At 69.1% G+C, this 14,493-nt stretch carries 17 protein-coding genes; 5 read left to right on the forward strand and 12 right to left on the reverse strand.

Annotated elements, in window-relative coordinates:
• Positions 1-34 precede the first annotated feature (34 nt).
• From ftsH to ACWGL1_RS01735, 12 genes are all read right to left on the reverse strand, one after another.
• A complete protein-coding gene (gene ftsH / locus ACWGL1_RS01680; RefSeq protein ID WP_452111010.1) occupies positions 35-1,987 on the reverse strand; it encodes an ATP-dependent zinc metalloprotease FtsH in 1,953 nt (650 codons plus the stop codon).
• Positions 1,988-2,029: 42 nt separating this feature from the next.
• Positions 2,030-3,322, reverse strand: coding sequence for a tRNA lysidine(34) synthetase TilS (gene tilS, locus ACWGL1_RS01685; protein ID WP_452111011.1), 1,293 nt, complete (start codon positions 3,320-3,322; stop codon positions 2,030-2,032).
• Positions 3,322-4,170 (reverse strand): tol-pal system YbgF family protein, encoded by an 849-nt coding sequence (locus ACWGL1_RS01690; RefSeq protein ID WP_338576740.1) that lies wholly within the window; start codon positions 4,168-4,170, stop codon positions 3,322-3,324. The genes tilS and ACWGL1_RS01690 overlap by 1 nt, the downstream gene beginning before the upstream one ends.
• Before the next feature lie 43 nt (positions 4,171-4,213).
• The gene (locus ACWGL1_RS01695; protein WP_452111012.1) at positions 4,214-5,362 is read right to left on the reverse strand and encodes a DUF3667 domain-containing protein; all 1,149 of its coding nucleotides are present in this window, start codon (positions 5,360-5,362) and stop codon (positions 4,214-4,216) included.
• Positions 5,363-5,468: 106 nt separating this feature from the next.
• Entirely contained in the window at positions 5,469-6,023 is a 555-nt protein-coding gene (gene pal / locus ACWGL1_RS01700; protein WP_291777342.1) for a peptidoglycan-associated lipoprotein Pal, read from the reverse strand.
• A gap of 152 nt (positions 6,024-6,175) precedes the next feature.
• A complete protein-coding gene (tolB, locus tag ACWGL1_RS01705; RefSeq protein WP_291777339.1) occupies positions 6,176-7,549 on the reverse strand; it encodes a Tol-Pal system beta propeller repeat protein TolB in 1,374 nt (457 codons plus the stop codon).
• A gap of 297 nt (positions 7,550-7,846) precedes the next feature.
• Positions 7,847-8,668, reverse strand: a complete 822-nt coding sequence (locus ACWGL1_RS01710) for a hypothetical protein (protein WP_346520043.1) — start codon at positions 8,666-8,668, stop codon at positions 7,847-7,849.
• A 6-nt stretch (positions 8,669-8,674) separates the two neighbouring features.
• Positions 8,675-9,136, reverse strand: coding sequence for an ExbD/TolR family protein (locus tag ACWGL1_RS01715; RefSeq protein WP_291777333.1), 462 nt, complete (start codon positions 9,134-9,136; stop codon positions 8,675-8,677).
• Positions 9,137-9,139: 3 nt separating this feature from the next.
• Positions 9,140-9,892 (reverse strand): protein TolQ, encoded by a 753-nt coding sequence (gene tolQ / locus ACWGL1_RS01720; RefSeq protein ID WP_291777331.1) that lies wholly within the window; start codon positions 9,890-9,892, stop codon positions 9,140-9,142.
• Positions 9,893-10,016: 124 nt separating this feature from the next.
• On the reverse strand, positions 10,017-10,472 hold the full coding sequence (gene ybgC, locus ACWGL1_RS01725; protein WP_452111013.1) for a tol-pal system-associated acyl-CoA thioesterase: 456 nt from the start codon (positions 10,470-10,472) through the stop codon (positions 10,017-10,019).
• 3 nt (positions 10,473-10,475) lie between these two features.
• On the reverse strand, positions 10,476-10,832 hold the full coding sequence (locus ACWGL1_RS01730) for a hypothetical protein (RefSeq protein WP_291777324.1): 357 nt from the start codon (positions 10,830-10,832) through the stop codon (positions 10,476-10,478).
• A gap of 164 nt (positions 10,833-10,996) precedes the next feature.
• The gene (locus ACWGL1_RS01735) at positions 10,997-11,206 is read right to left on the reverse strand and encodes a hypothetical protein (protein WP_291777321.1); all 210 of its coding nucleotides are present in this window, start codon (positions 11,204-11,206) and stop codon (positions 10,997-10,999) included.
• A gap of 127 nt (positions 11,207-11,333) precedes the next feature.
• Here ACWGL1_RS01735 and ACWGL1_RS01740 point away from each other — a divergent pair, with 127 nt between their 5' ends.
• From ACWGL1_RS01740 to ACWGL1_RS01760, 5 genes are all read left to right on the forward strand, one after another.
• Positions 11,334-12,107: a YebC/PmpR family DNA-binding transcriptional regulator gene (locus ACWGL1_RS01740; RefSeq protein ID WP_291777318.1), complete on the forward strand. Its 774-nt coding sequence runs from the start codon at positions 11,334-11,336 to the stop codon at positions 12,105-12,107.
• A gap of 123 nt (positions 12,108-12,230) precedes the next feature.
• Positions 12,231-12,749 (forward strand): hemerythrin domain-containing protein, encoded by a 519-nt coding sequence (locus tag ACWGL1_RS01745; RefSeq protein WP_452111014.1) that lies wholly within the window; start codon positions 12,231-12,233, stop codon positions 12,747-12,749.
• Positions 12,742-13,443: an MgtC/SapB family protein gene (locus tag ACWGL1_RS01750; protein WP_291777311.1), complete on the forward strand. Its 702-nt coding sequence runs from the start codon at positions 12,742-12,744 to the stop codon at positions 13,441-13,443. Before ACWGL1_RS01745 ends, ACWGL1_RS01750 begins: the two co-directional genes overlap by 8 nt.
• Positions 13,444-13,502: 59 nt before the next feature.
• A complete protein-coding gene (locus ACWGL1_RS01755) occupies positions 13,503-14,225 on the forward strand; it encodes an MgtC/SapB family protein (RefSeq protein WP_291777307.1) in 723 nt (240 codons plus the stop codon).
• Between the two features lies 1 nt (position 14,226).
• Positions 14,227-14,472: a hypothetical protein gene (locus ACWGL1_RS01760; RefSeq protein WP_291777302.1), complete on the forward strand. Its 246-nt coding sequence runs from the start codon at positions 14,227-14,229 to the stop codon at positions 14,470-14,472.
• The last annotated feature ends 21 nt before the right edge of the window (positions 14,473-14,493 follow it).

Below are 14,493 nucleotides of genomic sequence, written 5' to 3' on the forward strand. Positions count from 1 at the left end.
GCGCCCCTTTTCATATCCGTCGTCCCGATCGCCCTCAGGCGCTCGGCGCGGGCTGGGCGGCGGCCTGAGGCTCCGCCGCCGGTTCGTCTTCCGGCGTGGCCGGAACCGACAGGGACGGGCCGACGACCGTGTCGTTGTCGTCGTCGCGCCTGGGCGGCTGGCCGTTCTCCAGCAGGTCCCTGATCTCGTCGCCCGACAGGGTCTCGTACTCCAGCAGGGCCTGGGACAGCTTCTCGTGGTCGCCCGCCTTCTCCGTCAGGATGCGGCGCGCCTCTTCCCAGCCTTCGGTGACGATGCGGCGGACCTCTTCGTCGATGATGCGGGCCGTCTCTTCCGAGACGTTCTGGCTGCGCGACACCGAGTGGCCCAGGAAGACCTCCTCCTGGTTCTCGCCATAAGCCACCGTGCCCAGCTTCTCGGAGAAGCCCCAGCGCGTGACCATGGCCCGCGCCAGCTTGGTCGCCTGTTCGATGTCCGAGCTGGCGCCCGAGGTGATGCTCTCAGGCCCGAAGATCAGCTCCTCGGCGACGCGGCCGCCCGCCATGATGGCGATGCGGTCGATCATCTGCTGGAACTTCATCGAATAGCGGTCGCCTTCCGGCAGCTGCATCACCATGCCCAGAGCCCGGCCGCGCGGGACGATGGTCGCCTTGTGCACCGGGTCGGCCATCTTGACGTTGATGGCGACGATGGCGTGACCGGCCTCGTGATAGGCGGTCAGGCGGCGCTCTTCCTCGTTCATGGCCATGGACTTCCGTTCGGAGCCCATCATGACCTTGTCCTTGGCGTCCTCGAAGTCGCGATGCGTGACCATGCGACGGTCCTTGCGGGCCGCCATCAGGGCCGCCTCGTTGACCAGGTTGGCCAGGTCCGCGCCCGAGAAGCCCGGCGTGCCGCGCGCCAGGGTCTTGACGTTGACGTCGGCGGCCAGCGGCACGTCCTTCATGTGGACGCGCAGGATGCGCTCGCGGCCCGAGACGTCGGGGTTCGGCACCACGACCTGACGGTCGAAGCGGCCGGGACGCAGCAGGGCCGGGTCCAGCACGTCGGGACGGTTGGTCGCGGCGATCAGGATGATGTTCTCGGACGCCTCAAAGCCGTCCATCTCGACCAGCAGCTGGTTCAGCGTCTGCTCGCGCTCGTCGTTGCCGCCGCCCAGGCCCGCGCCACGGTGACGACCGACGGCGTCGATTTCATCGATGAAGATGATGCACGGCGCATTTTTCTTCGCTTGCTCGAACATGTCGCGGACACGGCTGGCGCCGACGCCGACGAACATCTCGACGAAGTCCGAACCCGAGATCGAGAAGAAGGGCACGCCCGCCTCGCCCGCCACCGCGCGCGCCAGCAGGGTCTTACCCGTACCCGGAGGGCCGACCAGCAGGGCGCCCTTGGGAATCTTGCCGCCCAGACGCTGGAACTTGGCCGGGTCCTTCAGGAAGTCGACGACCTCCTGCAACTCGTCCTTGGCCTCGTCCACGCCGGCGACGTCGTCGAAGGTCTTGCGGCCCTTGTGCTCGGTCAGCAGCTTGGCCTTGGACTTGCCGAAGCCCATGGCGCCCTTCGCCCCGCCCTGCATCCGGTTCATGATGAACAGCCAGAAGCCGATGATCAGCGCCACCGGCAGCAGCAGGCCCAGCAGGCCCGACCACCACGGCTGACGCGTGCTCTTGGTTTCGACCTCGACGCCGGACTTGCGAATCTGCTCGACCAGCTCGGCGTTGGGCACCGGCGTCACGGCGGTGAATTTGCTGTCGTTCTTGAAGACGCCGGTGATCGTCTCGCCGCGCGCGACGATCGACTTGATCTCCTGACGCTCCACGGCGGTCATCAGCTGGGAATAGGTGATGGGCTCGGGACGGCCGGCGGCCGCCGCGCCCTTGGCGCCGGGCATGGCGGGCGCGCCGCCGTTCTGGCTGATCGCGGCGTAGACCGTCACCAGTCCCAGAAGGATGACGCCCCAGATGGCGAAATTGCGCAGGTTCATTCGGTCCTCGGTTCCTCGACGGGGCCGCGCTCGGCCCGTCGATCAGCAGTCTTCGTCTGAAAATAGGTCAGACGGCGGCGTTTCGCCATGAAGGGTTTGAAAGAGTCCGTCTTCCTGCGTCGTTTCGCCCCCGAAACCCGCCAGGGCGAGCGCCAAACGACGCCCGCCCAGCGCCCGGACATCCGCCGCACGCCAGGCCAGGACAGGGCGCCCTTCGCCCTCGATGAGCACAGGCGCGGCGGCCCGCGCGGCGGGCGGAAGCGGCGCCAGAGCCGCGCGGTCCCGCTCCGACAACTGCGCCAGCCGTCCAGCCGCCGCTGCGACACGCAGACCCGGCTGTTCAGTCTTGATCTCGAAACGCCCGTCCCAGACGGCCGGCCACCCCGGCGTCAGGGCCAGAGAGGCAGGCGGACGGCGCTTCCACTCACCCGGTTCGCGCATCGCCTGAACGCGCGCTCCTGACGCCTCGACGCGAGCGCCGCACAGGACGGCGGTGAAATCCGCTCCGGACGCCAGCCGCGCCCGAAGCGCCGTCAGCCGGTCGCCTCTCGGGGGCGTCGCGCCGCCGCCCGCGCACAGTAACACGGCGGCCAGCGTCGATGCCGACAGGTCGCGCGACAGAAGCAGAACCCCGGCCCAAGCCTGATCGCCCGGGTCATACGCCGCGCCCGCATCGGCCGCCGACGCCGAGCGCTCGACAGGGCTTTCACCCTGCGCCAGCGCCGCGCGCGCCCTGCCTCGTCCGAAACGCAGGTCGGCGTTGGCGGGATCTTCCAGCCATATCAGGCCGCGCGCGCGCAGATGGTCCCGCAGCGCCTCGCGCCGCTCCTCCAGCACCGGGCGCAGCAGCATCTGTCCGCGCCCCTCGGGCCAGGCCGGCGACGGCGACCAGTCGCGCACACGGCCCAGAGTGGCGCCGTCCGCCCGCATCCAGTCGCCCTCGGCGACGTCATCGGCGGTGTGGCCGGTCAGGATGACGCGCGCGCCGGCCTCCCTCGCCGCCTCGGCCAGCAGGGCGTGGCGCGCCGCCCGCGCCCGCGCCGGAACGCCCGGCCCGCCGCGCGCGCCCTCCCACACAAGCCCCCGCCAGTCAGCGCCCGCCGCGCGCGCGGCTTCGGCGGCGAAACGGGTCCAGTCCGCGCTGTCAGGGTTGAGATTGTGATCGACCGTCAGGGCCAGCAGGCGCCGCCCCCTCGCCTTGGCCCATTCGGCAGAGAGGTCCAGCAGGGCCAGGGAGTCGCCTCCGCCCGACAGAGCCAGGGCGACCGGCTCAGGTCCGGCATGGTTCAGGCGCGCGTCCAGCCGGGTGAAGACCCGGCCGGCCAGGTCGCTCATCAGTTGCAGCTGGCGCGCGTCCGCAGCTGGGTCGCGCGGGTCTTCTGCGCCGCCGTGGCCGCCTCGGCGTAGCGGCGGCCGAACTCGGTCAGGGCGCCGCAGGCCTGGGTCGCGCGGTCGGTGGCGCGCAGGGCCTCGGCCAGCTTCAGCGTCGTCTCGGGCGCCCACGGCGTGCGCGGCCAGCCGTTCAGGGCGGCGGCGTAGGCCTGGACCGCCGAGGCGTTGTCGCGCGCGGCGACGTGCAGATCGCCCAGACGGCTGTTGGCCTCGCGCGCCTGGGGCGTGTTCGGCCAGGTGACGATGACGGTCTCCAGCGCGCGCCCGCCGCGCGCGGCGTCCTCGCCGGCCAGGCGCATGGCCGCCTGAAGATCCTGCGCCGCATCGCCGGTGGGCGAGTTGGCGACGATCGGCCCGTTCAGTTCGGCGGCTTCCTCGGCGGCCTTTTCGGCGCGCTCGACGCGGCCTTCAAGGTCGCGCAGGCGGCGGCTGAGCTGCGTATTCTCGCGCGTCGCCTCGTCCAGCTGGAAGGTCAGGCGTTCAGTGTCGGCGTTCATGCGCTGGAAGGTCTGCTCCACGTCACCCAGGCGGCGCTCCATGATGGAGACCTGCCCCTGCAGGGCGACGACCTCGGGATCCGGCTCGACCAGAACGGGCTGACCGGCGGCGTTGCGCTGGGTCAGGGCGCGCTCCAGGCGACGAACGTTGCGGTCCAGTTGGTCCAGGCGGCGCTTGTCCCACTGGACCGGCTCCATCGGCTGGACCTGGGCGATGACCGCGCCCCCGATCAGGGTCAGGCCGATCGCCGTCAGGACGGCGGGTTTGGTGAGGCGGAATGGCGTCTTCAGCATGGTCCTGTCGTCCCATCGATTTGCGGCGACGGCAAGGCCCCGATCAATGTCCGAGGCCCAGATAGATGATGGAGACGATGAACAGCGTCGCCGCGATCTCGCAGAAGATCAGCAAGGCGATCGTCCGCCACAGGGTCGAAAAGACCTTCAGGCTGTAGGCGCCCTTCAGCTGGGCGAACATGTGCGCCGGCACGATCATGACCGCGATCGTCCCGGCCGCCGCGCCCGCGCCCTTCAGCGTCGTGGCGACCAGCACCACCGCCATCAGCAACAGCGACATGAAGGTCAGGGAATAGAGGACGAAGACCCCGTGATCGTACAGGGTGAAGCCCCGCTTCCACAGGAACATCAGGGCCACAAACGGGATCGACAGCGGCACCAGCAGGAAGGCGAATTTGTAGATGGTCTGCTGCAGCTTGTAGAGCGCCAGGTCGGGGTTCTTCAGCTTCTTGGCGACCGTCTTCGTCAGGCCGTTGGTCTGGCCGTCCGTGCCGAGGCTGGCGGCGACGTCCGCCACCTGCGCCTGCCAGCTGCCGGACGTCAGGCCGTCCTTGCGGCCCTCGATCGCATCCTTCTGCAGACGCTCCAGCTTGGCCTTCTCACCGATCAGGGCCGCCTCGGCCCCGGCCAGGACGCCGGCCGCGACGCCTGCGCGGGCGCCGCTGTCCACCGGCGGGGGCGAGCCATCGGCAGGGCTGACGGCGGCCTCTGTCGCGGCGACCTCCTGTCTGGCGGCGGCGACCACCTGCTCCGCCTCGGCGATCGCCGTCTTCTGCGCCTCGATCTGCTGCGGCAGGGACGGCAGGGTCACCGCCTGATGCGGCATGAAGCTGAGGGCGAAGAACATGACGAAGAGGGTGAACAGGAACATCGCCAACGGGGAGACGTAGCGGGTCCGCCTGCCCTGCACCCATTCACGCGTCAGCCGCCCCGGATTCGTGATCAGCAGAGGCAGGGTGCGCCACAGCCGTCCATCGAAATGCATGACCCCGTGCAGCAGCTCTTCGCCCAGATGCAACAGGGTGCGGTGGACATGGGCCGCCTGGCCGCAGTTGGAGCAGAAATTGCCCGTGACCTCGGCCCCGCAGTCGGCGCAGGCGCCGTGAGGCTCGCCTGCACGGCCGCCCGGTTTCTCGATCGCCCCGGCGATGACGCCCGCCGTCACCGCTCCGCCTGCCGCTTCCAGATCCATGCCGTCCCTCCCGGATTCGCGGCGGACTTTGACGGCGGCAGGGCGCAAAGAAAAGAGGCGCCGGCTTGCGCCGACGCCTCCATCCGTCGCTTTTTCGCCGTACGGCTTAGCGCGGCGCGCCCGACACGATGGCGGTGTGGGCGTTGCGGTTCTGGGCCCAGGCCGACTCGTTCGAACCTTCCGCGATCGGACGTTCCTTGCCGAAGCTGATGGTGTCGATGCGGGCGGCGGGCACGCCGCGGCTGATCAGATAGGAGCGCACGGCCTCGGCGCGGCGGGCGCCCAGGGCCAGGTTGTATTCGCGCGTGCCGCGTTCGTCGGCGTTGCCTTCGATGCGGACCGTGACCTGCGGATAGCGGGCCAGCCAGGCGGCCTGGGCGTCCAGACGCGGCTGGGCCTCGGTGCGGACCGAATAGGAGTCGAGGTCGAAATAGACGCGGTCGCCGACGTTGACGACGAAGTCCTGCTCCGAGCCAGGCGCGGGAGCGCCGACGTTGCCGCCGCTGACGGGGCCGGTCGGGGCGGTCGGGTACTGCGGGCCGGCAGGCGGCGCCGGCTCGACCGGCACGGCCGGTTCGACCTTGGGCTTGGGAGCGCAGGCGGCCATCGCCGCCACGGCCGCGCCCACGGCGGCGAGCCTGAACATATGGGAGGTCTTCATAAGGTCGTCTCCTTGATTGGGGTCCGAGAACAGCGGCCTGAAGCTTGGCCTTACACGGCCTGCTAGCCCGTCGCGAAGGCCCGCGCCAGCAGCGATAACGCACAGTTTACGCAAACGGCTCCGCTGGTCGATGTCACGAAAACGTAACCGCGTTACGCCGGGCAGGAATCCGGCCCCTGGCCGATGCCCAGATTGACCGGCGGGGCGTCCAGCAGACCCGACCAGGCGGGGTCCGAACCGCGTCCGTCATAGCCCGCCTGAGACACGACGCGGCCCGACAGGTCCACCGTCCACAGCCGCGTGTCGCCGCCGGGGCTCTGACGCGCGAAGGCGATGTAGCGGCCGTTCGGCGCCCAGGACGGGCCTTCCTCGAAATAGGAGGACGACAGGATGCGCTCGCCCGTGCCGTCGGACTTCATCACGCCGATGTGGAAGCGGCCGCCCTGCTGCTTGGTGAAGGCGATCAGGTCGCCGCGCGGGCTCCAGGCCGGAGCGGTGTAGAGGCCGCCGCCGCGGCTGATCGGGCGCTGGCCCGAGCCGTCGGCCCGCATGGTGTAGAGGCGCGCCGAACCCGAACGGTCCGAGGTGAAGACGATCTGATTGCCGTCGGGGCTGAACGAGGGCGAGGTGTCGATGCCGGGGTCGGTCGTCAGACGCGACAACTGACGGCTGCGCAGGTTCATAACATAGACGTCGGTGTTGCCGCCCCGGATGATCGAGAAGGCCATCTTGGACCCGTCGTTCGAGAAACGCGGCGCCAGCACCTGGCCGTCGAACTCGCCCAGGCTTTCGCGGCGGCCGGTCGACAGATTGTAGAGGTATATGCGGCTGTAATCCTTGCCCAGCGCCACATAGGTCACTTCGTCAGGGTTCGAGGCCGAGAAGCGCGGCGACATGATCACCTCGTCGCCCTGGGTCAGGAAGACGGGGTTGTAGCCGTCCTGGTCGACGATGGTCAGGCGCGACAGCTTGTTCAGCTGAGTGCCGCTTTCAGAGACGAACAGCACGCGCGAATCGAAGAAGCCCGCCTCGCCGGTCAGGCGCTGATAGACGACGTCCGAAATCTTGTGGGCGATGCGGCGCCACTGCTCGGAGGTGGCGGTGAACTGGTAGGAGACCAGCTGGCACTGGCGATAGGGATCGTACAGGCGGAAGCCCACGTCGATCCGCCCGTCCGCGCGCGGCGTCACCCCGCCGTAAAGCACCGCCTGGGCGCCGATGGAGGTCCACTGCGGGAAGTTCGGCGCATTGGCCAGGGTCAGGCCGGTCTCGATGAAGCTGGCCGGGTTCAGCGGATCGAAGAAGCCCGAGCGCTTGAGGTTGCCGCTGATGACGCCCGAGATCTGCGACCCGTTCTGACCGGTGAAGGGCACGACCGCGATCTGAAGCGGGCGCAGCACGCCCTGGTCGATCTCGACCTCGACCGGACCCGACTGCTGCGGCGCGGCGGCAGGTTGCGTCTGGGCCGTCGCCGGGCCCGCCATGAGGACCGCGGCGGCCGAGGCGAGGAGAAGGTGCAGACGCATAGGGGGCTCCCTGAAGTTGGACGGCTCGTCGGTCCTTATCGCCAGACCGTATGACAAAAACCAGATTGCGAAAAACAAGCTTGCCCCGGAATGGGGCGACTTTCAGACTTTGGCGACGTCCCGCCCGCCTCATTCCGTCATCCTCCGGCGAGCGGAGCGAGACCGGGGGACCCAGCGGCGCCGAAGGCGATCTTCACAGCGGGCGCCGCGCAGGGCTCTTTCGCCCTGACGGGCGCCGCTGGGTCCCCCGGTCAGCGCCGCTTCGCGGCTTGCCGGAGGATGACGGCGTTCAAAACCCTACCGATTGGCGCAGGCGCGTTCGGTGTTGAAGGTCGGGCGATAGGCGCCGCCGGGGAAGCCCGCCGGAACATCGAAGGGCGCGGTCTGGCGAAGCGCCCGCAAGGCGCCGTCCGCCGCTGCGCGATAGACCGCGCTGGACTGAGGATTCACCAGGGTCGGCCCCCGAGTGATCCGCCCGTCGGCCGACAGGGTGAGATCGACCTGGATGCGGAGCTCGTTCGCACCGGGGATATCACAGGGCAGAATCCAGTTCGGATAGACCTGATTGAAGATCGCCGTGATCTGCGGCCCGGTGGCCTGAGACGCCTGTCCTGTCCCCTGCTGCCCCGTCGCCGGCCGGCCGCGGTTCTGGGTCGGGCGCGGCGGGCCGGCCAGGGCGTCGAGGTCCAGCCCCGGCGCCGGACGGGCGGGCGCCTTCTTTTCAGGCGGGGTCGGCGTCGGCCGGGGCGCCGGCGCCTTTTTCTCGGGCGGCGCAGGCGTGGGACGCGGCGTCGGCGCCTTCTTCTCCGGCGGCGCGGGGGTCGGTCGCGGCGTCGGGCGCGGTTGCGGCTGGGGCGTCGGCGGCGTGGGTTCCGGCTCGGGCGGAGTCGGCTCGGGCGGGGTCTCGACCGGGGCCGTCTCGCCGTCTTCCAGCGAAGGCTCCTCCTGCGGATTGTCGGCCGGAGCGGCGGCGATCTCGACGTCGGAGACGATCGAGACCGGCACCGAATTCACCAGCGGCTTCATCTCGTCCTTCGACGACCACGACACGAAGGCGAGCGCCACCACCCCCGCGTGCAGGGCGATGGAGCCGAGGATGGCGGGACTGGGGCGGCGCAAGGTCCGTCAGCCCTCCGTCGGCTCGTCGGCGGCGGTGTCGGTGATCAGGTTCAGCTTGGTGAAGCCCGAGGCGGACAGGCGCGCCATCACGCGCGCCACGGCCTGATAGGGGGCGCGGCCGTCTGCGCGGATGAAGATGGCCTTGTCGCGCGCGTTCTCGCCGCCCTCTTCGGCCACCCGCAGGGCCAGCTGCTCCCAGCGGACCTCGCTCTCGCCGATGAAGATGGCGCCGTTCTGGTCGATCGAGACCGTGACCGGCTTGTCGGTCGTCTCGACCGCGCTGGCCTCGGTCTTGGGCAGCTCGACCGGCACCCCGACCGTCAGCAGCGGCGCCGAGATCATGAAGATGATCAGCAGCACCAGCATGACGTCCACCAGCGGCGTGACGTTGATCTCGCTCAGCGGCCGCTTGCGCGCGCGGCGACGGCCACGACCGCCGCTGGAGCCTCCTGCACCACCCATGGCCATGGATCAGGCGCCCCGGCGCAGGTTCAGATCGGAAGACGGCGGCGGAGGCGGCGGCGGGGTCGCCGGCGCGCCCAGGCGTCGCGCGATGGCGGCCTGCAGGTCGTCGGCGAAGGCCTCCAGACGCCCAGTGAACTTGCCCGCCGACACCGAGAAAGCGTTGAAGGCGATATAGGCCGGGATGGCGGCCGCCAGACCGATGGCCGTGGCGAACAGGGCTTCGGCGATGGCCGGGGCCACGGTCGTCAGATTGGTGTTGCCCGCCGCCGCGATGCTGTCGAAGGCGTTCATGATGCCCCAGACCGTGCCGAACAGGCCGATGAAGGGCGAGGCGGTGGCGACCACCGACAGCACGCCCAGGCCGTTCTCGATCTTCTGGCTCTCACGGGCGATGACCGAATCCAGCGCCCGGTCGATACGGGCGATCAGCATGGAGCCTTGCGTATCCGTCATCGCGCCGCGCGCGCGGGCCTCGCGCCAGTCCTGCAGGGTCAGGACCAGCATGCGCGGCAAGGGGTCGGCGGGCTGGGGCCCGGCCTGGGCGGCGACCTCCTCCAGGGAGCGGCCGCTCTCGACCTGCTTTTCGAACTCGGTCGCGCGAGCGTTCATGCGCGAGAAGCGCACCGCCTTGTCGATGATGATGGTCCAGGACCAGACCGAGGCCGCGGCCAGGCCGATCATCACCGTCTTGACCACCCAATCGGCGGTCATGAACAGCTCGATGGGATTCAGCAGGGAGGCGTCGACGGGCGGAGTCATGCGTGGTCCTTGGCGAAGAGTCCGTTTATTCCGCCAGTTGCACCGGGCGGTCGTGGCGGTTTCATGGCGGCGGGTCTAACGGGCGTCGCGGCCCGCGTCATCAGCCTTGAGGCTGACAACCTCGTTATTGCGAGACTTCGCCGGACAGCCAAGGCGTCACCAGTTCGACCAGCCGCCTCGTCGGGCGGCGCGGACGCCCGTCCAGATGGATGCAGACGGCGGTGACATCGGCCCGACACAGCACCTCGCCGCCGCGCTCGACCGTCTGGCGGATGATCAGGCGCGGCCCCTTGATCGCCTCATAGCGGGTGCGCACCACCAGGGCGTCGTCGATCCGCGCGGGCTTCAGGTATTTGATCGCCAGGTCCGACACCACGAAGGCCAGCGGCTCATCCTGCTCCAGCAGGTCGACGTGTCCGACGCCGGCCAGACGCAGGAAGTCCGATCGTCCCCGCTCGAAGTAGCGGACATAGTTGGCGTGATAGACGAGGCCGGTGAAGTCCGTGTCCTCATAATAGACCCTCACGGGCAACAGGTGATCGCAGCCGTCGAAGCGGCCGGCGCTGGGTTGGTCGGTCATGGTTCAGCTCTTGCCGGAGACGGCGGCGGGCGCGGGGGCGTCGAAGCCCGGACAATAACGCGATTTGAGCGTCGCGAACTCGCCCTTCAGGGGGTCATGGCTCATCAGGATGCGATTGGGGCGCGAGACGAAGGCCACGGCCTCCCTGCTGCCCTTCAACCCCGCATAGCCGCAGGCCGCGCGGCCGCGTCCCGCCTCGACATGCCGCACCTCAGCCTGGGGCCCCATCTGCTCGCGCACCTGGGTCAGGGCGCGTTCGGCCGCCGTCGCCTGGCGCGGTCCGAAGCGCGCGCCCTGGGTCAGGGCGTAGAGGCTGAACCCGCCCAACACGAGGACCGCCACGCCGAGCACGGCGATCATTCGCTCCATCCTGCGGGGATGCGCCAAGGGCGGCCTCCTTACTCGGACAGGAAGAATGACCGGCTTCGCCGGGCAGGTGAAGCCTTTTTTGCGAAAGAGTCGCGGTTCTCCCTCGCCTCTTCGGTCAGGCGGACGGGGGTTGTTCAGTCCGAACCGATAACGGCCTAGTCCCGATCGTAGAGGCGCAGCACCGCCAGGGCGCCGATGGTGGTCAGCACGCCCAGCGCAAACGCGCCGACCAGCGAACCCGTGGCCGCCGCGGTCGACACCGTGACAGGCCGCTTGGCGTACCACTGGACGATCTCGCCGGCGTGGGCGTGGTCGATGCCCTCGTCATAAGCGTCGTCCAGATAGGTGTCGTCGGCGGCGGCCATCGGCGTCTCCAATTCTTGCCTGCGCATAATCCCCGGCGCGTTCGGGCGGTTCCCCCTCTCGTGACAGAGGAAGCGGCATCCAGTAAAGGGCGCCCTCCAGCATATTTGACTTCGGGCGAGCGACTCCATGGCCGGCCATTCCAAATTCAAGAACATCATGCACCGCAAGGGCCGCGCCGACGCGGTCCGCTCCAAGCTCTTTTCGCGCCTGTCACGGGAAATCACCGTGGCGGCCAAGTCGGGGATGCCCGACCCGGCGATGAACCCGCGCCTGCGTCTGGCGGTGAACAACGCCAAGGCCGAATCGATGCCGAAGGACAACATCGAGCGCGCCATCAAGAAGGCCTCCGGCGGCGAAGTCGATGCGATGGAGGAGATCCGCTATGAGGGCCGCGGCCCCGGCGGCGTCCAGATCATCGTCGAAGTCCTGACCGACAACCGCAACCGCGCCGCCTCGGGCGTGCGCTCGGCCTTCGCCAAGAACGGCGGCGCCCTGGGCGAAAGCGGCTCGGTCACCTTCATGTGGGACCGGGTCGGCAAGATCGACTACCCGGCCGAGGCGGGCACCGAGGACGCCGTCATGGAGGCCGCGATCGAGGCGGGCGCCCAGGACGTCGAGAGCGATCTGGTCAAGCCCGACATCTATGAAGACGCGCCGGGCCACACCATCTGGACCGCCTTCGAGGACCTGAACGAGGTGGCCGAGGCCATGTCCAAGGTGCTGGGCGATCCCAAGTCGACCGCCATCGTGTGGAAGCCGCAGTCGGAGATCGACCTGACCGGCGACCCCGTCGGCGTCCTGTTCAAGCTGCTCGACGCGCTGGACGCCGAGGATGACGTGCAGCAGGTCTATTCCAACGAAAACGTCTCGGACGAGGACGCGGCCAAGTTCGCGGGCTGATCCGCACGCAATGATCCTGACCTCGACGCCCTTCCCCTGCGGGAGCGCGTCGAGGGATCAGGAACCGGACCCGAGTCCGGAGGCTTCTAGCAGCTCAAGCCTTGCTGCAAGGAGCCCGTGCTCATGGACATCACCCAACTGATCCTGGACGACCACGCCGAACAGCGAAGACTCTTCTCCCTGATCGAGGAGATCGACGCGAGCGACGTCGAGGCGCTGGAGGCGGTCTGGGGGCGGCTGTCGGCCTTTCTGGACGCCCACGCGGAAGCCGAGGAACGGCATTTCTATCCCGAACTGCTGAAGCTGGGCGAAGGCGCCAACGACGCCGAGGACGGCACGGTCGAGGGCGAGACCGAGGACGCCATCGAAGACCACAACAAGCTGCGCGACGCGGTCAAGGCGGTGGCGGCGCACAAGGCGGGCGAAAAGGCCTGGTTCGATGCGATCGGCGAGGCCAACGTCATCAACTCCAAGCACATGGGCGAGGAGGAGCGGCAGGGGCTGACCGACTTCCGCCTGAACGCCGATCTGCAGACGCGGCACGACCTGGGCGTGCGCTTCGCCGCCTTTCAGGCCCGCCACATCACCGGGGTGAAGCCGGTCAACAAGGACCCGGAAGGCTACGTCGAGAAACATGGCTGACGCCGCCTGGCTTGAGGGCGTCGTCCTGCCCATCGCCGGGGCGCTGATCGCCGGCGGGATGATCGGCTTCGAGCGCGAGTGGCGCGGACGGCCGGCGGGATTCCGCACCCACATCCTGGTCAGCCTGGCGTCCTGCCTGCTGATGCTGGCGGCCATGACCCAGGCCGACTGGGCCTTCCGCGCCCTGCCGGACGAGAACATCGTCACCGACCCGACCCGCATGGCCCACGGGGTGTTGACGGGGATCGGCTTCCTGTGCGCCGGCGTGATCTTCCGCACCGGCTTCTCCATCCACGGCCTGACGACGGCGGCCTCGCTGTGGATCACCTCGGCCATCGGCCTGCTGTTCGGGGCGGGGCTGTTCGCCCTGGGGACGGCGGGGACGGTGATCACCGGCCTGATCCTGGTCGCGCTGAGACTGGTCAGCGCGCGCCTGCCCGACCGCACCCTGACCGACGTCGAGGTGCGCTGGCGCCGGGACGCTCCCTCGCCCGAGGTCGAGGTCGAAGCCGCCCTGCGCGCCGTCGATCCGGCGCCCGCGCATGATCGTTTCGAACTGATCGACGACGGCGCCGTGGTGCGCCGCAGCTGGCGCGTCCGCGCCGAGGGCGAGGCGGCGCTGAAGACCCTGGCGGCGCGGCTGGCCGCCCTGCCCTCCGTCTGCGGCTACGTGCTGGACCCGCGCGACGACTGACGGCTTGCCGGGCGCCCCGGCGCGGTCCAACCTGAGCGGTCGTTGGGAGCGTTTGGACCATGGCGATCGACTGGGGCGTGACGCATTGGGGCGTCGAGGAGCTGAGCCTGATGGCGCCGGTGGCTTCGGCCATGGTCACGGGCGGGCTGATCGGCATCGAGCGGACCTATCACGGCCATCCGGCGGGATTCCGCACCCACATCCTGGTCTGCATGACCTCCTGCGTCCTGATGCTGGCGGCCATGCATCAGGCCAGCTGGGCCTTCGTCGCCCTGCCCGAGCAGCGGCTGGTGATCGACCCGACGCGGATGGCGCACGGCATACTGACCGGCATCGGCTTCCTGTGCGCCGGAGTGATCTTCCGCGAGCGCTTCTCGGTCCACGGCCTGACCACGGCGGCGTCGCTGTGGACCACCTCGGCCATCGGGGTGATGTTCGGCGTCGGGCTGTGGAAGCTGGGGCTGATCGCGGCGGGCGCGACCCTGCTGGTGCTGGCCATCCTGCGCTTTCTCGACGCACGCCTGCCCCATGTCGGCGTGATGGACGTCACCCTGCGCTGGACGCGCGGCGCGGCGCCGGCCGAGAAGGTCCTGCGCGCCCTTCTGGCCGAGAACGGCCTCAAGCCCACGCGCATCGGCCACGTCGTCAGCCCCGACGGCCAGATCCACGAACACCACGTCAAGGCGCGCGGCCCCATGCCGCTGAAGGTCGACGCCCTGTCCCACGCCCTGGGCGAACAGGCGGGGCTGGCGGGCTTTTCGGTGATGCCCAGAGATGACTGAAATGCACGATAAGGCTCCACCATGGCGCAAGTTCAAGCAGGACGCCCGGGCAGGGCTTTTCCTTCCCATGCTGGGCGGAATCTTCATCGGCAGCGTGAGCGGAATTTTGAATTTCGGTGAAGCAATCCTGACCCGTTCATTTCCTGAAGGCTTCTGGATAGGGACGCTGTTCACCATAATCGCTTTTACGATCAGTGGCCTGATGTGGCTGATACGCCGCGCGATAGCTCGCAATCTCAGATCCTGACTCGATCATTCTATAGACTGA

The organism is Brevundimonas sp. NPDC055812 (assembly GCF_053616535.1).